This window comes from Amycolatopsis sp. ATCC 39116, assembly GCF_000231075.2.
In the GTDB taxonomy this organism is placed as follows: Bacteria; Actinomycetota; Actinomycetes; order Mycobacteriales; family Pseudonocardiaceae; genus Amycolatopsis_E; species Amycolatopsis_E tucumanensis.
This window is the reverse complement of the sequence record NZ_AFWY03000014.1, coordinates 21559-36925: the sequence shown is the minus strand read 5'-3', so window position 1 is coordinate 36925 and position 15367 is coordinate 21559. Positions and strand designations below refer to the sequence as shown.

At 72.4% G+C, this 15367-nt stretch carries 10 protein-coding genes; 1 reads left to right on the top strand and 9 read right to left on the bottom strand.

Going from position 1 to position 15367, the window contains the following annotated elements; all coding sequences use genetic code 11:
- Positions 1–249 precede the first annotated feature (249 nt).
- Together AMY39116_RS0317210 and AMY39116_RS0317205 are read right to left on the bottom strand one after the other, a co-directional pair.
- Positions 250–3573 (bottom strand): glycosyl hydrolase, encoded by a 3324-nt coding sequence (locus tag AMY39116_RS0317210; RefSeq protein ID WP_027936001.1) that lies wholly within the window; start codon positions 3571–3573, stop codon positions 250–252.
- 12 nt (positions 3574–3585) lie between these two features.
- Positions 3586–6867 (bottom strand): family 78 glycoside hydrolase catalytic domain, encoded by a 3282-nt coding sequence (locus AMY39116_RS0317205; protein WP_020418871.1) that lies wholly within the window; start codon positions 6865–6867, stop codon positions 3586–3588.
- 256 nt (positions 6868–7123) lie between these two features.
- On the opposite strand from AMY39116_RS0317205, the gene AMY39116_RS0317200 reads away from it, so the two are divergent.
- Positions 7124–7405 (top strand): hypothetical protein, encoded by a 282-nt coding sequence (locus tag AMY39116_RS0317200; RefSeq protein WP_157358583.1) that lies wholly within the window; start codon positions 7124–7126, stop codon positions 7403–7405.
- Positions 7406–7427: 22 nt separating this feature from the next.
- Here AMY39116_RS0317200 and AMY39116_RS0317195 read toward each other — a convergent pair whose 3' ends face one another.
- From AMY39116_RS0317195 to AMY39116_RS0317165, 7 genes are read right to left on the bottom strand one after another with little or no spacing between them, the layout of a single operon-like run.
- Positions 7428–7640 carry a LuxR C-terminal-related transcriptional regulator gene (locus AMY39116_RS0317195; RefSeq protein ID WP_020418869.1) on the bottom strand — a complete coding sequence of 71 codons (213 nt, stop codon included), beginning with the start codon at positions 7638–7640 and terminating at the stop codon, positions 7428–7430.
- Entirely contained in the window at positions 7637–8233 is a 597-nt protein-coding gene (locus AMY39116_RS0317190) for a lactate utilization protein C (protein WP_027936000.1), read from the bottom strand. The genes AMY39116_RS0317195 and AMY39116_RS0317190 overlap by 4 nt, the downstream gene beginning before the upstream one ends.
- The gene (locus AMY39116_RS0317185; RefSeq protein WP_027935999.1) at positions 8230–9690 is read right to left on the bottom strand and encodes a lactate utilization protein B; all 1461 of its coding nucleotides are present in this window, start codon (positions 9688–9690) and stop codon (positions 8230–8232) included. Before AMY39116_RS0317185 ends, AMY39116_RS0317190 begins: the two co-directional genes overlap by 4 nt.
- Positions 9687–10421 (bottom strand): (Fe-S)-binding protein, encoded by a 735-nt coding sequence (locus AMY39116_RS0317180; protein WP_020418866.1) that lies wholly within the window; start codon positions 10419–10421, stop codon positions 9687–9689. The genes AMY39116_RS0317185 and AMY39116_RS0317180 overlap by 4 nt, the downstream gene beginning before the upstream one ends.
- On the bottom strand, positions 10418–11887 hold the full coding sequence (locus AMY39116_RS0317175) for a rhamnulokinase family protein (protein ID WP_020418865.1): 1470 nt from the start codon (positions 11885–11887) through the stop codon (positions 10418–10420). The genes AMY39116_RS0317180 and AMY39116_RS0317175 overlap by 4 nt, the downstream gene beginning before the upstream one ends.
- Positions 11887–13308 carry an L-fucose/L-arabinose isomerase family protein gene (locus AMY39116_RS0317170; protein ID WP_020418864.1) on the bottom strand — a complete coding sequence of 474 codons (1422 nt, stop codon included), beginning with the start codon at positions 13306–13308 and terminating at the stop codon, positions 11887–11889. Before AMY39116_RS0317170 ends, AMY39116_RS0317175 begins: the two co-directional genes overlap by 1 nt.
- A gap of 20 nt (positions 13309–13328) precedes the next feature.
- Positions 13329–15365 (bottom strand): bifunctional rhamnulose-1-phosphate aldolase/short-chain dehydrogenase, encoded by a 2037-nt coding sequence (locus tag AMY39116_RS0317165; protein WP_020418863.1) that lies wholly within the window; start codon positions 15363–15365, stop codon positions 13329–13331.
- Between the last annotated feature and the right edge of the window lie 2 nt (positions 15366–15367).

Sequence of the window (15367 nt, the reverse complement as noted above, 5' to 3'; positions counted from 1 at the left end):
CGAGGGCAGCACCGGGGCCTCAGCGGCCCTGGTCCAGGCGCGCGGTCACCACGGCTTGCGGCCGCAGCACTATGGGCCGACCAGGTCAGGCGACAGGATCGTGTTCTCGCCAGGCTTCAACGGTGTGGCGTCCACTGTGTAGAGGTGCGGCGGGTGAGTCCGGTCATGGGGAGACTCCGGGGAAACTCGGGGAATGGGGAAATCGAGCCGGTGCTGCCCCCGAACAACGCCGAGGGCAGCACCGGGGCCTCAGCGGCCCTGGTCCAGGCGCGCGGTCACTACGGCCTGCGGCCGCAGCACCACCGGGCCGACCAGACCCGACGGCAGGATCTTGTTGCGCGAATTGGCCAGCGTGTTGGTCACCCACACCGCGATCGTGTTCTCGCCGGGCTTCAACCACGCTGTCGCGTCCACTGTGTACGGTCGCCACAGCGCTGTGGGCAGCGCGGAGCCGTTCACGGTCACCGTGGCCAGGTCGTGCACCTCGCCCAAGTCCAGGACCAGGCGGCGGTTCGCCAGGTCCTGCGCGGTCAGGGACACCGTCGTCGAGTAGACGGCGCTGCCGGAGAACGTCGGGTCGAAGGCCGTCCACGAACCTAGTGGCCGCTCCGCCTCCACGGCGCCAGGCTTCTCCAGCCGCACCCGCCACGAGCCCGCCAGCGGGATCGGGGTCAGCGCGTCCGTCACGGTCGCCACCCCGCCGTAGCTCCGGCCGTTCGCCGCGCCCGACAGGCGGTAATCGCCGGGCTTGTCGGCGATCACCGTGGCCTGCAACGACCGTCCGTCCACCGTGACCACCTCCGCAGGCAGCGTGCCGTCGGTCAGGTGCGCGGTTTCCCGGACGCCGTGGCGGAAGACCACCGCGAGCGTCTCGTACGGCTGCAGCCGCACCGGCACCGCCACGCCGTCCCGCTCCGCCCGGTACGCCGTCGCCGTGCGGGTCGATCCGGTGCGCGGGTCCCAGATCTCCGGGACGCCCCCGCTGGGGAACGTCGCCGTCGTCGTCACGACCTGGTCGCTCTCGTTGTTCAGCAGGTACGCGACGTCCTTGCCCCGCGCGGTCCGCGAGACCCGCACGCTCGGCACCGCCGGCTCCAAGCGAGCCGCCGCGTACGCCCGGGCCAGCCCCGGCAACGCTTCGGCATCACCGACGACCGCGACCGAGCCGGCGCCGCGACGCTGCCACTCAACACCCGCGTCACCGAACAGGCGGCGCAGCTCGCCCGCCAGCTCGGCGTCCCGGCCGCGCGCCTCCCGCGCCGGCAGCGGGCCGACCGCGGCCACGTGCCCGCCGACCTGCACGAACCGCGCCAGCGTGCGCACCGTCTCCACGTCCAGCACCGGCGTCTCCGGCAGTACCACCAGCTGGTAGGACGCCTCGCCGACGTGCAGCTGGCCGGCGCGTGCCACGGCCTGGAACCGCGCCACCGGATCGCCGGACAACGACGAGTCACTCACCAGGTCGAAGTCGACCTGACCCCGCTCCAGCGCGTACGCGGCATCCGCGAACTGCCCGTCCAGCGAGTGCTCGGCGTCGGCCACCCGGGTCTGCTCGGCCGCCCGCTGCGGCTGCACGAGCACGGTCCGCGCCAGGTTCTCGCCGCGGCCCAGCTCCATCACGCGGCCGATCCACTCGTCGACCGCGGGCATGTCCGCCCAGAACGTGCTGCGCGGACCGAACGGCGGCGGGAAGTTCACCGAGTTCTCGTCCGTCCACATGGCGTGCAGGAACGTCAGATTCACGCCGCGCGCCGCGAGCGCACCCGTCGTGGCGTGCATGAACTCCGGCGCCACCTGCCAGCCCGAGTTGCCGAACGTCTCCATCACCACGCGCGGCGCGCCGCTCTGGTGCGCGGCGGACGCGGCGTTGCGGCCCAGCATGGTCTGCTCGCCGAGCGTGTAGTCGCCGGTGATCATGTCGCTGCCCGGCACCTGCGCCCACTGGTTGTCCTTGCTCAGGTCACCGGTGGAGTGCATGCGCTGCTGCGGGCCCTCCTCGTCCAGCAGCGGGTTGGTCAGCAGCTGCAGGCCGTGCCGCGCCATCCACTCGGCCTCGCGCTGGTAGTAGTTCGTGGCGAACAGGTTGTTCACCGCGCGCCAGTAGTACCCGGCGGCCGGGTCGGCGGTGGGATCCAGACCGTCCGCCGCGCCCATGTAGGCGACACCGGGCGTGCCGCCCGCGGCGACGATCGCCTGAGCCAGGCCCGGCGAGGCGGGCAGCCGCTTGAACGGGTGCGGCTGCGCGGAGGCGATGAACGGCTCGTCGTCCCAGAACCCGGGCACCACGGTGCCCATCGCCCACGGGAACCGCCGCACGTACTCGCCGGGCACGGTGTCCATGAACGCGTCCGTGGCCGCCGGGTCGAGCAGGTCCAGGTAGCCGCGCACGTAACCGCTGGAGTCGTCGCGCAGCAGCGCCTGCGAGTACACGTCGACCTGCCACTGGCCGGCCGGGACCTGCCAGGTGCCCTTCGCCGGGTCCAGCTCGACCGCGGTCCGGTGGTCGGCCGTGCCCGCCGGGCGCGCCGCCGCGGCGGTGATCCCGGCCAGGTTGACCCGGGTCGCCGGGAAGTCCGCGAGCACCCGGGCGTCGTCGAAGTTGGACGACCACAACGCCGTGCCGCCGGGCGCGGTCACCGACAGGTTGTCCCACTGCGACCGCTGGGTGCCCTCGGCCGACACCGCGACCGAGCCGGTGGCATACGTGGCATCGGTGGCAGCGGGCTGCACGGTGTTGTTGATCTTCGGCGTGATCGTGTTCCCGGAGACCGTCACCGTGACCGTCTGCGCGCGGGTCGCGGAGAACCCTGGCGTCGGGATGCCGGTGGTGAGGCGGGTGCGCCGGTCCCCGTCGACCCGCCACACGCTCGTGTTGCCCTTGACGTCCACGTCGACCAGGTAGCCGTTCGTGCCGTCGCTGCGCACCATCAGCTGGGTGCCGCCGGTGGTGAGCGTGACCTTGCCGGTGACCGTGTAGTCGGTCCAGCCGGCGCCGGTCGTGATCGCCGCGCCGCCCGGCTTGGTCGCCGGGTCGACGACGAGCTTCCCGGTGTCCACGGCCAGTCCGGTGGTCTCGGCGAGGGTCACCGTCGCCGGTCCGGTAACCACCCGGCTGGACCGCAGCAGCCCCTTGAGCCGCAGCTCCGGGTGCTCTTCGGCGACCTTCAGGCCGGCCCGGCCGCTCGGGAAGTTGTTGTCGTTGAACAGCCACATCTTCATGCCCGTGCGCTGCGCTTCACGCAGGACGTGCTCGATGAGCGTGAACCACTCCTCGGTGAGGAAGGCCGGCTGCATCGACGCGCCGCCGTACGGGAAGACCACGGCCTCGTAGATGCCCTTGTCCCGCATCTCGGCCATCTGCCGGTCGGTGATCTCCGGCGTGATCGTGTTGTTCCAGTACCAGTAGACGCTCGGGCGGCTGTCCTTCGGCGGGTTCGCGAAGGCGGCCGGGTCGAAACGGGACAGGTCGGTGGTCGCGGCGGGCGGGCGATCGGGGGTTTGGGCCACGGCGGGCGCGGCGGCCAGTCCGGCCGCCGTCACAGCCGCGAGCAGGACGGAGACGAGTCTTCTCATGGTGTCGTCCTCTCAGGACACTCGCGAGCGGAAGGTCCAGGAGCCGGAGCCGGCCTCGAACACGGCTTCGCCGCCGTCCACGCGGACGAAGCGGGCGCCGTCGGCGACCGGCGGGACGTGACCGGCGAACGGCACGTGCACCTCGGCAGTGGCGCCCACCGGGACGGTGACCTCCAGCCGGTACTCGCCGCCGGTGCGCGTCCAGGAGGTGCGGACCTCGCCGTAGGTGCTCTCGTACTTGCCCGACGCCGAGGTCAGGTCGCCGACCACCGCCGGGTCGATCAGCAGGCGCCGGAAGCCGGTGGAATCGGCCGTCTGCTCGATGCCGGTCAGCCGCGTCTGCAGCCAGCCGTCCATCGCGCCGAGCATGAAGTGGTTCTGCGACTGGCCGCTGCCGCCGTCCCAGGTCTCGCCGAGCGCGGTCAGCCCGGCCTTGACCTGGAAACCGAGGCTGGGGCTGGTGGTCTGGGTCGCGATCAGGTAGACGACGTCGTCGCGCCCGGCCGCGGACAGCACGCGCAGCACGGACGGGAACGAGATCTCACCCATGATCAGGTGCCAGCCGGTGGCCTGGATGCTGTCCACGAGGTGCTGCACCTGCGCGGCCCGCAGGTCCGCGGGCACCGCGCCCATGTCCAGTGCCAGTGCGGTCGCGCCCTGCCCGCCGCCGCCGAACAGGCCGGTGGCCGGGTTGTAGTACTTCACCCACACCTTCCGGGCGAGGTCGTCGGCGCGGGCGCGGTAGGCGGCCGCGTCGGCGTCACGGCCGAGCGCCTTGGCGACCTGCGCGAGCCCGTCGGCGATGGCCCACACCCCGAACGTGCCGGTGATCGCACGCGGCATCACGGGCTTCTCCGTGGTGATCCAGTCGCCGAGGCTGTAGTCGTAGACCCCGCCGTCGATCCAGCGCGCGGCCTGTCCCTCCAGATAGGACAGGTACCGCTGCATCGCCGGGTAGTAGGTGCGCAGCAGCTCGTCGTCGCCGTAGGTGCGGTAGGCCTTGAGCGGCAGCAGGACCAGGGCGCCGCCCCAGTTCGGGTCGTCGCGGTAACTGCCTGCCAGCGTCACGTAGTCCGGGACGGTGCTCGGCACCATGCCGGAGGCCTCCTGGCCGTCGGCGATGTCCTGCACGATCTTGCCGAGGTAGGCCTCGACGTCGTAGTTGCGGGCGATCGTGTCGAACGCCAGGTGGTCCTGCTCCAGCCAGCCCAGCTTCTCCCGGCTCGGGCAGTCGGTGAGCACGCTCTGCATGTTGTTCTCCAGCGCGTGGCGGGTGAGGCGGTGGATGCCGTTGACGATCTCGTCGGACGTGGTGAACTCGCCCGCGGAGTCGTTGTCGGCCATGATGCGCAGGCCGGTGACCGACAACCGCGCGTCGTCGGGGACGCCGACGACCTCCAGGTAGCGGAAGCCGTGGTAGGAGAACTCGGGGTGCCAGGTCTGGGTGCCGCCCTTGCCGGTGAAGCTGTCCCAGATGGGCGCGCCGACGTTGGACTTCGACTGGTCGACCCGCCCGTTGCGCAACGCCTCGGCCGGGAAGACGCGGACCGTGGTGCCCGCCGGGGCGGTCAGCGTGATCTGCGGGATGCCGGCGATGTTGCGGCCGAGGTCGAACACCCGCACGCCGAGCGCGGGCCGGGACACCTCCGCGCCGGGCAGCTGCTCGACGACGCGGACCGGCTCGCCGCTGCGCGCGGTGAGCTTGGTGGTCGGCGCGGGCGGGGCGACGGCGGTGGCAGGCGCCCACGCGGCGCGGTTGGCGCCCGGCGCGTCCCAGCCCGGGATCTCGCGGCGGGCGTCGTAGTCCTCGCCGCCGTACCAGTTGGACGCCGTCGTCGGGCCGAGCGCGGTGCGCCACGACGGGTCCGTGACGATGGGCTGCACACTGCCGTCGGCCATGGTCAGCTCGAGCTGCGCGATCACCTGCGGGTCGCTGGCGGTGCGGGCGAACTTGCGGTAGCGGCCGGAGGTGTGCAGCGCGTCCGCGGTGCCGTTGCCGACCGCGATGCCGATGGTGTTCGCGCCGCCGCGGAGCTGGCCGGTCACGTCGTAAGCCGCGTAGGTGACGCGGTCGGCGTAGTCGGTGTTGCCGGGTTCGAGCACGGCGTCGCCGACCCGGGCGCCGTTGAGGCTCGGCACGTACACGCCGAGGCCGCTGACGTACAGGCGGGCCTGCTGCACGCGGCCCTGGACGGTGAAGTCCTTCGCGAACAGCGGCAGGGCCTCGGGCAGCCAGTTCTCCGGCGTGGGCTGGTCCTTGACGGCAGCGGCGACGGTGAACGGGCCGGTCGCGGTCGTCGCGGTCTGGATGGTGTAGTCGACGGGGAAGTTGGGGGTCCTGCCGTCGGCGGTGAGGGTGTCGGTGCGCGGGTAGAGCACGACCTGGTCGAAGGTGCGGTCGGCGCCGAGGTCGATCGTCACCCACACCGGCGCGTTCGGGTTGTCGTGCGCCGCGCTCTGGTAGCCGGCGTTGCTCGCCTCCTCCGGGTTGGAGGTGGTGAGGCCGTCGGCGATCAGGCCGGGCTCCCACTCCTTGCGGATGGTCTCGGTCTCCGAGGCGGTGACGAACTTTTCGCGCCCGGCGGCGAAGTTGACCGACGGGTTCGCGGAGTCGCGCACCTGCACCTCGGCGAGCTGCAGCCGGTAGGTCAGGTCCGGGAAGCGGCGCGGGGTGCCGGTGGTGACGAGGCGGTTGTTGCTGTCGATGGGCTGCTCGGCGAGCGGGAGGCCGAGCTTGGTGACGTCGAGGCGGACGTAGCGCGCGGTCCGCGCGGGGAGGGTGACGACCACGGGCTGCGCCGGCTTGCGGCTGAGCTGCCAGTCGTGGTTGGTGATCCAGCCCGCGGTCCAGTCCTCCTGGTCGGTGAGGCCGGTTTCGAACCAGGTCGGCTCGCTCCACGCCGAGGGCGCGGGGCCGGACCAGGTGCGCACGCGCCAGTAGACGCGCTGGCGGCTGCTGAGGGGCTGGCCGGCGTAGGTCGCTTCGACGTCGGTGCTGGTGACGCGGCCGGTGTCCCACAGGTCGGCGCGGCCGCGGTCGAGGGCTTCGCGCGAGGTGGCGGCCTGGATCTGGTAGGCGGACTGTTCGCGGTGACGGGCTTGAGCGGTGTTCTGCCAGGACAGGACGGGAGTGGTGTCATCGGTCCCGAGTGGACGGTCCTGGTGCGCGGTGCGCAGATCGGTGACGGAGACGAGCCCGCCCTGCGCGACGCCCGGTGGGGCGACCCCGGACACCAGCGCCGCGGCGACGGTGACCGGGATCAGGATTCTGCGGAGACGAGAACGAGAGCGCATCGGTGCTGCTCCTCCTCGGCCGGTGGGGAGACGGCCGCTGATTCGACGGTGAATCGTTTCAAACCTGAGGGAACGTTACGGGGACTTCACGTCCGGAACAAGATCGGTGTCCGAATCCGGTCATCACGTCCCTCACGCGGGGGCCGTAGGAAACCCGTAGCCGCGCCCGGTACCGCCTGCTTGCGCACTTCTGTTCGTGCCAGGTTCACGACACACAGCTGCGCCACGATGGTTTTTCACCACTGGGAGGTTCATCATGCAACGAAGCTTGAGAAGGCTGGCCACGGTGTCGGCGCTGGCGGTCGCGGTGACGTTCACCGGCTGGACGGCCACCACCGCCTTGGCGGGCGCCAGTCCCGCCCCCACGGACACCGGGACGGTGACGACCCAGGACGTGTGGGTCCCGTGGAAGGTCTACGCCACCTACGAAAAGTGCCGGCAGCAGGGCCGGGACATGATCGGCGTCGGCGCGGTCGTCGACTACCGGTGCAGCTACGACAGCCCCGGCTGGCTCCTCGAACTCCGGATGGTCAGCTAGCGGCGTGCCTCCGGCGGGGAACTCACAGCAGTCCCCGCCGGGCGGCCCACACCACGGCCTGGATGGGCGCGGCGAAGCCGAGGCGGTCGCAGATCGCCCGCAGCCGGCGTCGCACGGTGCGCTCCGACAGGTCCAGGCGGCGGGCGATGGCGTCCAGCGGGAGGCCGTCCGCGAGCAGTTCCAACAGCTTCAGGTCCGCCCGCGGCAACGTGTCCGGCCGCTGCGCGGTCGTCACGGCGACACCAGCAGCACGTGCAGCGTCCGCGGCCCGTGCACGCCCTCGACCCGGTTCAGCTCGATGTCGCTCGTCGCGCTGGGGCCGCTGATCCACGTCTGCGGGCGGTCCGGGGACAGCGCCGCCACGGCCTGCGGCACGCCGGGCACGATCTGGTCCGTCCGCAGCACGCACACGTGCCGGTCCGGCACCAGGTTCACCGCCCGGCGCCCCTGCCCCGGCCCGTGGTCCAGCACGATCGTGCCCGTCGTCGCGATCGCCAGCGCCGCCAGCGTCACCACCGCGTCCAGCCGGTCCAGCTCCGCCGCGGACTGCCCGGTGTCCGGCACCGCGCCGGGGACCTGCCACGGGAAACCGTCCGGCACCAGCACGGACTCCGCGGAACCCAGCGCGTCAGCGAGCGCCGCGGGCAGCGTGTCCTCCGCGCACCGCGTCAGCTCGGCCCGGTAGTCGACCAGCCGCTCGGCGAACAGCTCCACCACGTCACCGGCCGGAACCACCGAACGGTAGCCGCGCGGCACCGGCGCCTCCGACGGGTCCGCCGCGGCCAGCGCGGACCGCACCCGGCCGAGGATCTCCTCCCGCGCGCTCATCGCCGTCCCTCCCGCCGCCACCACGACCGGAACGACTCCACCGGTGGCGCCGGCACGTCCCGCGCGTTGCTCCACAACGAACCCGGCCACGGCAACCGGCCCAGGGCACGCCGTCCGCCGGGCATCACCTTGCGCCCGAACCGCCCCAGCAACCGCCCGGCGACACCCATTCCGCGCTCGGCCAGGCCCAGGCGCTTCGAGTCCGCCAGCACCCAGGACGCCGACTTCATCGCCACCGCCTCGGCCTTCGGCGCCGACCGGTGCGCGTCGACCACTTTGGACCGCAGGTGCACCAGCACCTCGGGGATGTCGATCCGCACCGGGCACGCTTCGAAGCACGCGCCGCACAGGCTGGACGCGTAGGGCAGCGAGTCCACCTGGTCGTCGACGCCGGTGCCGCGCAGCAGCGGGTTCAGGATCGCCCCGATCGGCCCCGGGTACACCGAGCCGTAGGCGTGCCCGCCGGTGCGCTCGTACACCGGGCACACGTTCAGGCAGGCCGAGCACCGGATGCAGCGCAGCGCCTGCCGCCCGACCTCGTCGGCCAGCGCGCGGGTGCGACCGTTGTCCAGCAGCACCACGTGCGCCTCCTGGCCCTCGGTCGCGCCCGACCACGTCGAGGTGTAGGGGTTCATCCGCTCCCCCGTGCTGGAGCGCGGCAGCAGCTGCAGGAACACGTCCAGATCGGACCAGGTGGGCACGATCTTCTCGATCCCGACCACCGACACCAGCACCTCGGGCAGCGTCAGGCACATCCGCCCGTTGCCCTCGGACTCGACGACGACCAGGGTCCCGGTCTCGGCGACCGCGAAGTTCGCCCCGGACACGGCCATCCGCGCCCGCAGGAACTTCTCCCGCAGGTGCAGCCGCGCCGCGCCGGCGAGCTCCGCCGGCCGGTCCGACAGGTCGTCGGGCGCCGGCCGCCCGGCGGCGGCCATCTTGTCGCGGAAGATCTCCCGGATCTCCGCGCGGTTGCGGTGGATCGCCGGCACCAGGATGTGCGAGGGCAGGTCGTCGCCGAGCTGCACGATCAGCTCGGCCAGGTCGGTCTCCCACGCGGTGATGCCACGGGCGGCCAGCGCCTCGTTGAGCCCGATCTCCTGCGTCGCCATCGACTTGACCTTGACGACCTCGTCGACGGCGTGCTGCTTCGCGATCCCGGCGACGATCTCGCACGCCTCGGCCGCGTCCCGCGCCCAGTGCACGGTCGCGCCCCGGTCGGTCAGGGACTTCTCCAGCCGCAGCAGGTGCTGGTCGAGGTGCCGCAGCGTGTTGTCCTTGATCGCCGCGCCGGCCAGGCGCAGCTCCTCCCACTCGCCGACCTCGCCGACGACCGCCGCGCGCTTGGCCCGGATCGTGCCGGTCGCGTGCGCGAGGTTGCGGCGCAACTGCGTGTCCGACAACGCCTCCCGGGCCGCCGCCGGAAAAGCAGGCATCCCAACGAAAGTGGCGCTCATGCGTCCTCCGTCCCGGCGAGCACTTCGGCCAGATGCATCACGCGCACCCCGGTGCGCTGCCGCGACAGCAGCCCGCCGATGTGCAGCAGGCACGAGTTGTCCCCGGCCACCAGCACCTCGGCGCCGGTGTCCAGCACGTGCCGCGCCTTGTCCGCGCCCATCGCGGTCGAGGTCTCCGCGTTCTTCACCGCGAACGTGCCACCGAAACCGCAGCACTCGTCCGCGGCGGGCAGCTCCACCAGGTCCAGCCCGCGCACCTCGCGCAGCAGGCGCAGCGGCCGGTCGCCGACGCCGAGCATCCGCAGCGAGTGGCAGGTCGGGTGGTAGGTGACGCGGTGCGGGAAGTACGCCCCGACGTCGGTCACGCCGAGCACGTCGACCAGGAACTCGGTCAGCTCGTACACCTTCGGCGAGGTCTCGGCCACGGCCGCGGCCAGCCGGTCGTCCCCGCTGCGCCGCGCCACGATCGAGTGCTGGTGCCGCACCGATCCCGCGCACGACCCGGACGGCGTCACGATCGCGTCGTACCCGGCGAACGCGTCGACGAAGTTGCGCACCACCGGCACGGCCTCGTCGAGGTAGCCGGTGTTGACCATCGGCTGGGCGCAGCACGTCTGCGCCGCGGGGAAGTCCGCCGCCACGCCGAGCCGACGCAGCAGCGTGAACACCGCCTTGCCGGTGTCCGGGAACATCGCGTCGTTGATGCAGGTGACCTGCACGGCGACCTTCATGCCACCACCCTCGGATCGATCCGCGCGGCCGCCCGCGCCCAGTCGGCCTCCCGGCCGGACGGTTCGTAGCGGCGCAGCTCGTGCGTGTCCCGGATCAGCGCCCGCATCGCGGCCAGGTCCGGCAGGTCCGCGCCCAGCGCGCGGGCCTGCACGAGCACGTTGCCCAGCGCCGCGGCCTCGACCGGGCCGGCCAGCACCGGCACGCCGCACGCGTCGGCGGTGAGCTGGCACAGCAGTTCGTTGCGGACCCCGCCGCCGACCACGTGCACGACGTCGATCGGCCGTCCGGTCAGCTCCGATGCCTGGCGCACGGTCCGACGATAGGCCAGCGCGAGGCTGTCCAGCACGCACCGGACGATCTCCCCCGGCGTCTCCGGGACCCGCTGCCCGGTCTCGGCGCAGGCCTGCCGGATCCGGGACGGCATGTCGCCCGGCGGCAGGAACACCGGCGCGTCGATGTCCACCACCGCGGACAACGCGGGCACCTCCGCGGCCTGCGCCAGCACCGACGGCAGCGCGACCGGCGTGCCCTGCGCCTCCCACGTGCGCAGCGACTCGGACAGCACCCACAGGCCCATCACGTTCCGCAGGAACCGGATCGTGCCGTCGACACCGCCTTCGTTCGTGAAGTTGGCCGCCAGCGCGGCGTCGCCCAGCTCCGGCTCGTCGAGCTCCAGTCCGACCAGCGACCAGGTGCCCGAGGAGATGTAGGCGAAGTTCGCGCCCGGCTCGGCGGGCACCCCCACCACGGCGGACGCGGTGTCGTGCGAGCCGACCGCGACCACCGGCAGCTCCGGCAGCGCCAGCTCGGCGGCCAGGTCCGGCAGCAGCGTGCCGACCACCGTGCCCGGGTCGCGCAACGGCGGCAGCAACCGCGGCGGGATGCCGACGCGGGTGGCCAGGTCCACTGCCCACTCCCGCGACCGCACGTCGTAGAGCTGCGTGGTGGAGGCGTTGGTGCGCTCGGCGCCGCGCACCCCGGTCAGCCAGTAGTTCAGCAGGTCCGGGATCAGCAGCATCGTTTCGGCCGCGCTCAGGTCACGCTCGGCCAGCAGCTGGTAGAGCGTGTTGAACGGCAGCTGCTGCAGGCCGGTGACGTCGAACAGCTCCCGCGCCGGCACGGACTCCAGGACCCGCTCGGCCACGCCCTCGGTGCGTGCGTCGCGGTAGTTGACCGGGTTGCCCAGCAGCGCCCCGGAGGCGTCGAGCAACCCGTAGTCCACGGCCCAGGAGTCTATGCCGAGACCGTCCAGCGCACCGGCCTTGTGCGCGGCCTGCACCCCGGTCAGCAGCTCGCGGTAGAGGCCGAGGATGTCCCAGTGCAGGGTCGATCCACCCGCGTGGGCGACCCGGACGCCGCCGTTGGGGAACCGGTGCACCTCCTGCACCGACAGCACGCCGGGCCCCACCGTCCCGGCCATGACGCGCCCACTGGACGCGCCCAGGTCGACGGCCGCCAGTCGCATCACACCCGCACCACGCGCAGTTCGAGACCGAGCAGGTCGGCCACCGCCTCCAGCTCCGCGACGCGGTGCCCGGTGCCCAGCGCCCAGTGGTGGTTGACCCCGGCGGCCGACCACGCGTCGGTCCACTCGCCGGGGTTGCCGCCGAAGTCGACGCGGGAGGTGGTGTTGCCGATCTCCAGCAGCGGGCCGGGCACGACCTCGCCCTCGGACGCGACGAGCGTGAACCGCCCGTCGCGTTCCTGACCGAGGCCGAGCAGCGTCACCGGACCGTGCTTGACGTCGAACTCGACGGACACGCCCCAGCCGCGCTTGCCGTGGTAGACGCCCAGGCCGCGCAGCAGCGGCCGCCGCGCGCTGATCGCCAGGTGCGCCGGGCCGTCGTGGCCCATCTCGACCACGTTGTCCCGGAAGTTGAGCGCCTGCAGCTCGGTGAACGAGCCGCCCGCGCCGAGCCGGTCCATCACCAGCATGGCCAGCGAGTTGCGCAGCTCGAACTCCCCCGCCGCCGGGATGCCGCGCGCGGTGAGCAGCGAGGCGCCGAGGATGAACCCGGCGCCGACCCGCTCGTGGGTCTCGCCGTCCAGGCCGCGGTGGTAGTAGGCCAGCGTGTCCAGGGAGAAGTCCTCGACCAGCCGGTCCAGCGCCACCGAGACGCGAGCGCCCCACGCGAAGTCCTCCTCGACGACCGAGTCGTCCAGGTCGAACACCTTCCGCGCGAGATCCATCCGCGCGGCGGTCTCGTCGTCGGTGACCTTCTCGACCCGCACCCGCAGGTCGTCGATCTCCAGGATCTCCACGTGCCCGCCGAGCTGCGCGGTCACCAGCGTCGGATCGGTCGAGACGTCCATCATGCCCGGGTAGAGGTGGCCGAGCAGGCCGTGCCGCCCGTGCCGGAACGCGGCGCGCACCCCGGCGGCCTTGATCCAGCGCTCGATGCGGGTCCAGGCCCGCTCGTCCTCCAGGTACCCGGACACCGACCGGAACTCGACGCCGACGCGGCGGAAGGCGTTGGCCATCTCCGGCAGCGGGCAGGCGCCGCAGTAGGCGAGCCAGGCGCCGGTGTCGAAGTTCGCGTGGTCCATCGCCTCGGTGGGCTGCAGGTTGAGCAGCAGCACCGGCGCTCCGCTGCGCTGCGCGACCGGCGCGAGCATGCTGGACGTGAGGTAGGTGGTGAGGAAGCCGATGATCAGGTCGCAGTCGGCGACCCGCAGCTTCTCCGCGGCGGCCGCGCCCTCCCGCTCGTCCGAGACGAACCCGGCGTCCACCACCTCGCAGTCCATTCCGGACAGTCGCTCGGCCACCCGCCGCGCGGAGGCCTGGAGTTGCGGCAGCAGCTCCGGGAACTGTGGCCAGTACGCCCCGAGCCCGCCTGCGACGAGGCCGACGCGGGTGCGCCTCGGGGTGATCCGCTCCAGGTCCATGGTGAAGGTCCCTTCCTGCTTCAGCGGAGGAAAGCGGCCGCGACACCCGCGTCAACGGGCACGTGCAGGCCGGTCGTGTGCGTCAGGTCGCCGCCGGTGAGCGCGAACACCGCCGCGGCGACGTGCTCGGGCAGCACCTCGCGCTTGAGGATGGTGCGCTGGGCGTAGAACTTGCCCAGGTCCTCCTCCGGCACGCCGTAGACCGCGGCGCGTTGCGCGCCCCAGCCTCCGGCGAAGATGCCGGAACCGCGCACCACACCGTCCGGGTTGACGCCATTGACCCGGATGCCGTGCTCGCCGAGTTCGGCGGCCAGCAGCCGGACCTGGTGCGCCTGGTCGGCCTTGGCCGCGCCGTAGGCGACGTTGTTGGGGCCGGCGAACACCGAGTTCTTCGACGAGATGTAGACGATGTCGCCGCCGAGGCCCTGCGCGATCATCGCCTTCGCCGCGGCCTGCGAGACCAGGAATGAGCCCTTGGCCATCACGTCGTGCTGCAGGTCCCAGTCCTTCTCGGTGGTCTCCAGCAGCGGCTTGGAGATCGACAGGCCGGCGTTGTTGACGACCAGGTCGATGCCGCCGAACGCCAGCACGGTCGCGTCCACCGCGGCGGCGACCGCATCGGCGTCGACGACGTTCGCGACCACGGAAACCGCCTTGTCGGTGTTCCCGATGGAGCGCGTGACCTCCTCGGCGGCGTCACCGTTCAGGTCCGCGATCGCCACGCACGCGCCCTCGGCGGCGAGCCGTTCGGCGATGGCGCGCCCGATGCCCGACCCGGCGCCGGTCACCAGGGCAACGCGCCCGGCCAGCGGCTTCGGCTTGGGCATGCGCTGGAGCTTGGCCTCCTCCAGCGCCCAGTACTCGATGCGGAACTTCTCGCTCTCCGGGATCGGCGCGTAGCGGGAGACCGCCTCGGCGCCGCGCATCACGTTGATCGCGTTGACGTAGAACTCGCCGGCCACGCGCGCGGTCTGCTTGTCCTTGCCGAAGGAGAACATGCCGACACCGGGCACCAGCACGATCGCCGGGTCCGCGCCGCGCATCGCCGGGCTGTCCGGGGTCGCGTGCCGCTCGTAGTAGGCGCGGTAGTCCGCGCGGTAGGCCTCGTGCAGTTCCGCCAGCCGCGCGACGACGTCCTCCAGCGGGGCGGTCGCGGGCAGGTCGACCACGAGCGGGCGGACCTTGGTGCGCAAGAAGTGGTCCGGGCACGACGTGCCGAGCGCGGCGAGCGGCTGCAGCTTCTCCCGGGACAGGAACTCCAGCACCACATCGCTGTCGTTGTAGTGGCCCACCTGGCGCTGGTCGGTCGACGCCAGCCCGCGGATCACCGGCGCCAGCGCGGCGGCCCGCTTCCGCCGCTCCTCCTCCGGCAGCGGCTCGAACCCGGGCACGACCGCGCCGAAGGGCTCCGCGGAGCCCCGCTCGGCGAGGAACTTCTCCGCGGTCCGGATGATCTCCAGCGAGTTCCGCCGGCACTCCTCCGACGTCTCGCCCCACGCGGTGATGCCGTGCCCGCCCAGGATCACGCCGATCGCCTGCGGGTTGGCCTTCTTCACCGCGGCGATGTCCAAGCCCAGCTGGAACCCGGGGCGGCGCCAGTCCACCCACACCACGCGGTCGCCGAAGCACTCCTTGGTCAGCGCCGGTCCGTCGGCCGCGGTGGCCAGCGCGATGCCCGAGTCCGGGTGCAGGTGGTCGACGTGCGTGGCCTCGACCAGGCCGTGCATCGCGGTGTCGATCGACGGCGCGGCGCCGCCGCGGCCGTGCAGGCAGTAGTCGAACGCAGCGACCATCTCGTCCTCGCGCTCGACACCCGGGTAGACGTCCACCAGCGCGCGCAGGCGGTCCAGCCGCAGCACGGCCAGTCCGGCCTCGGTGAGCGTGCCCAGGTCACCTCCGGATCCCTTGACCCACAGCAGTTCCGCCGGCTGCCCGGTGACCGGGTCGGTCTCGCTGCCCTTGGCCGAGGTGTTGCCCCCGGCATAGTTGGTGTTGCGCGGGTCGGCGCCGAGGGCGTTGCTGCGCTGGATGAGTTCGGCGGCGGGATTGTTCGTCATGG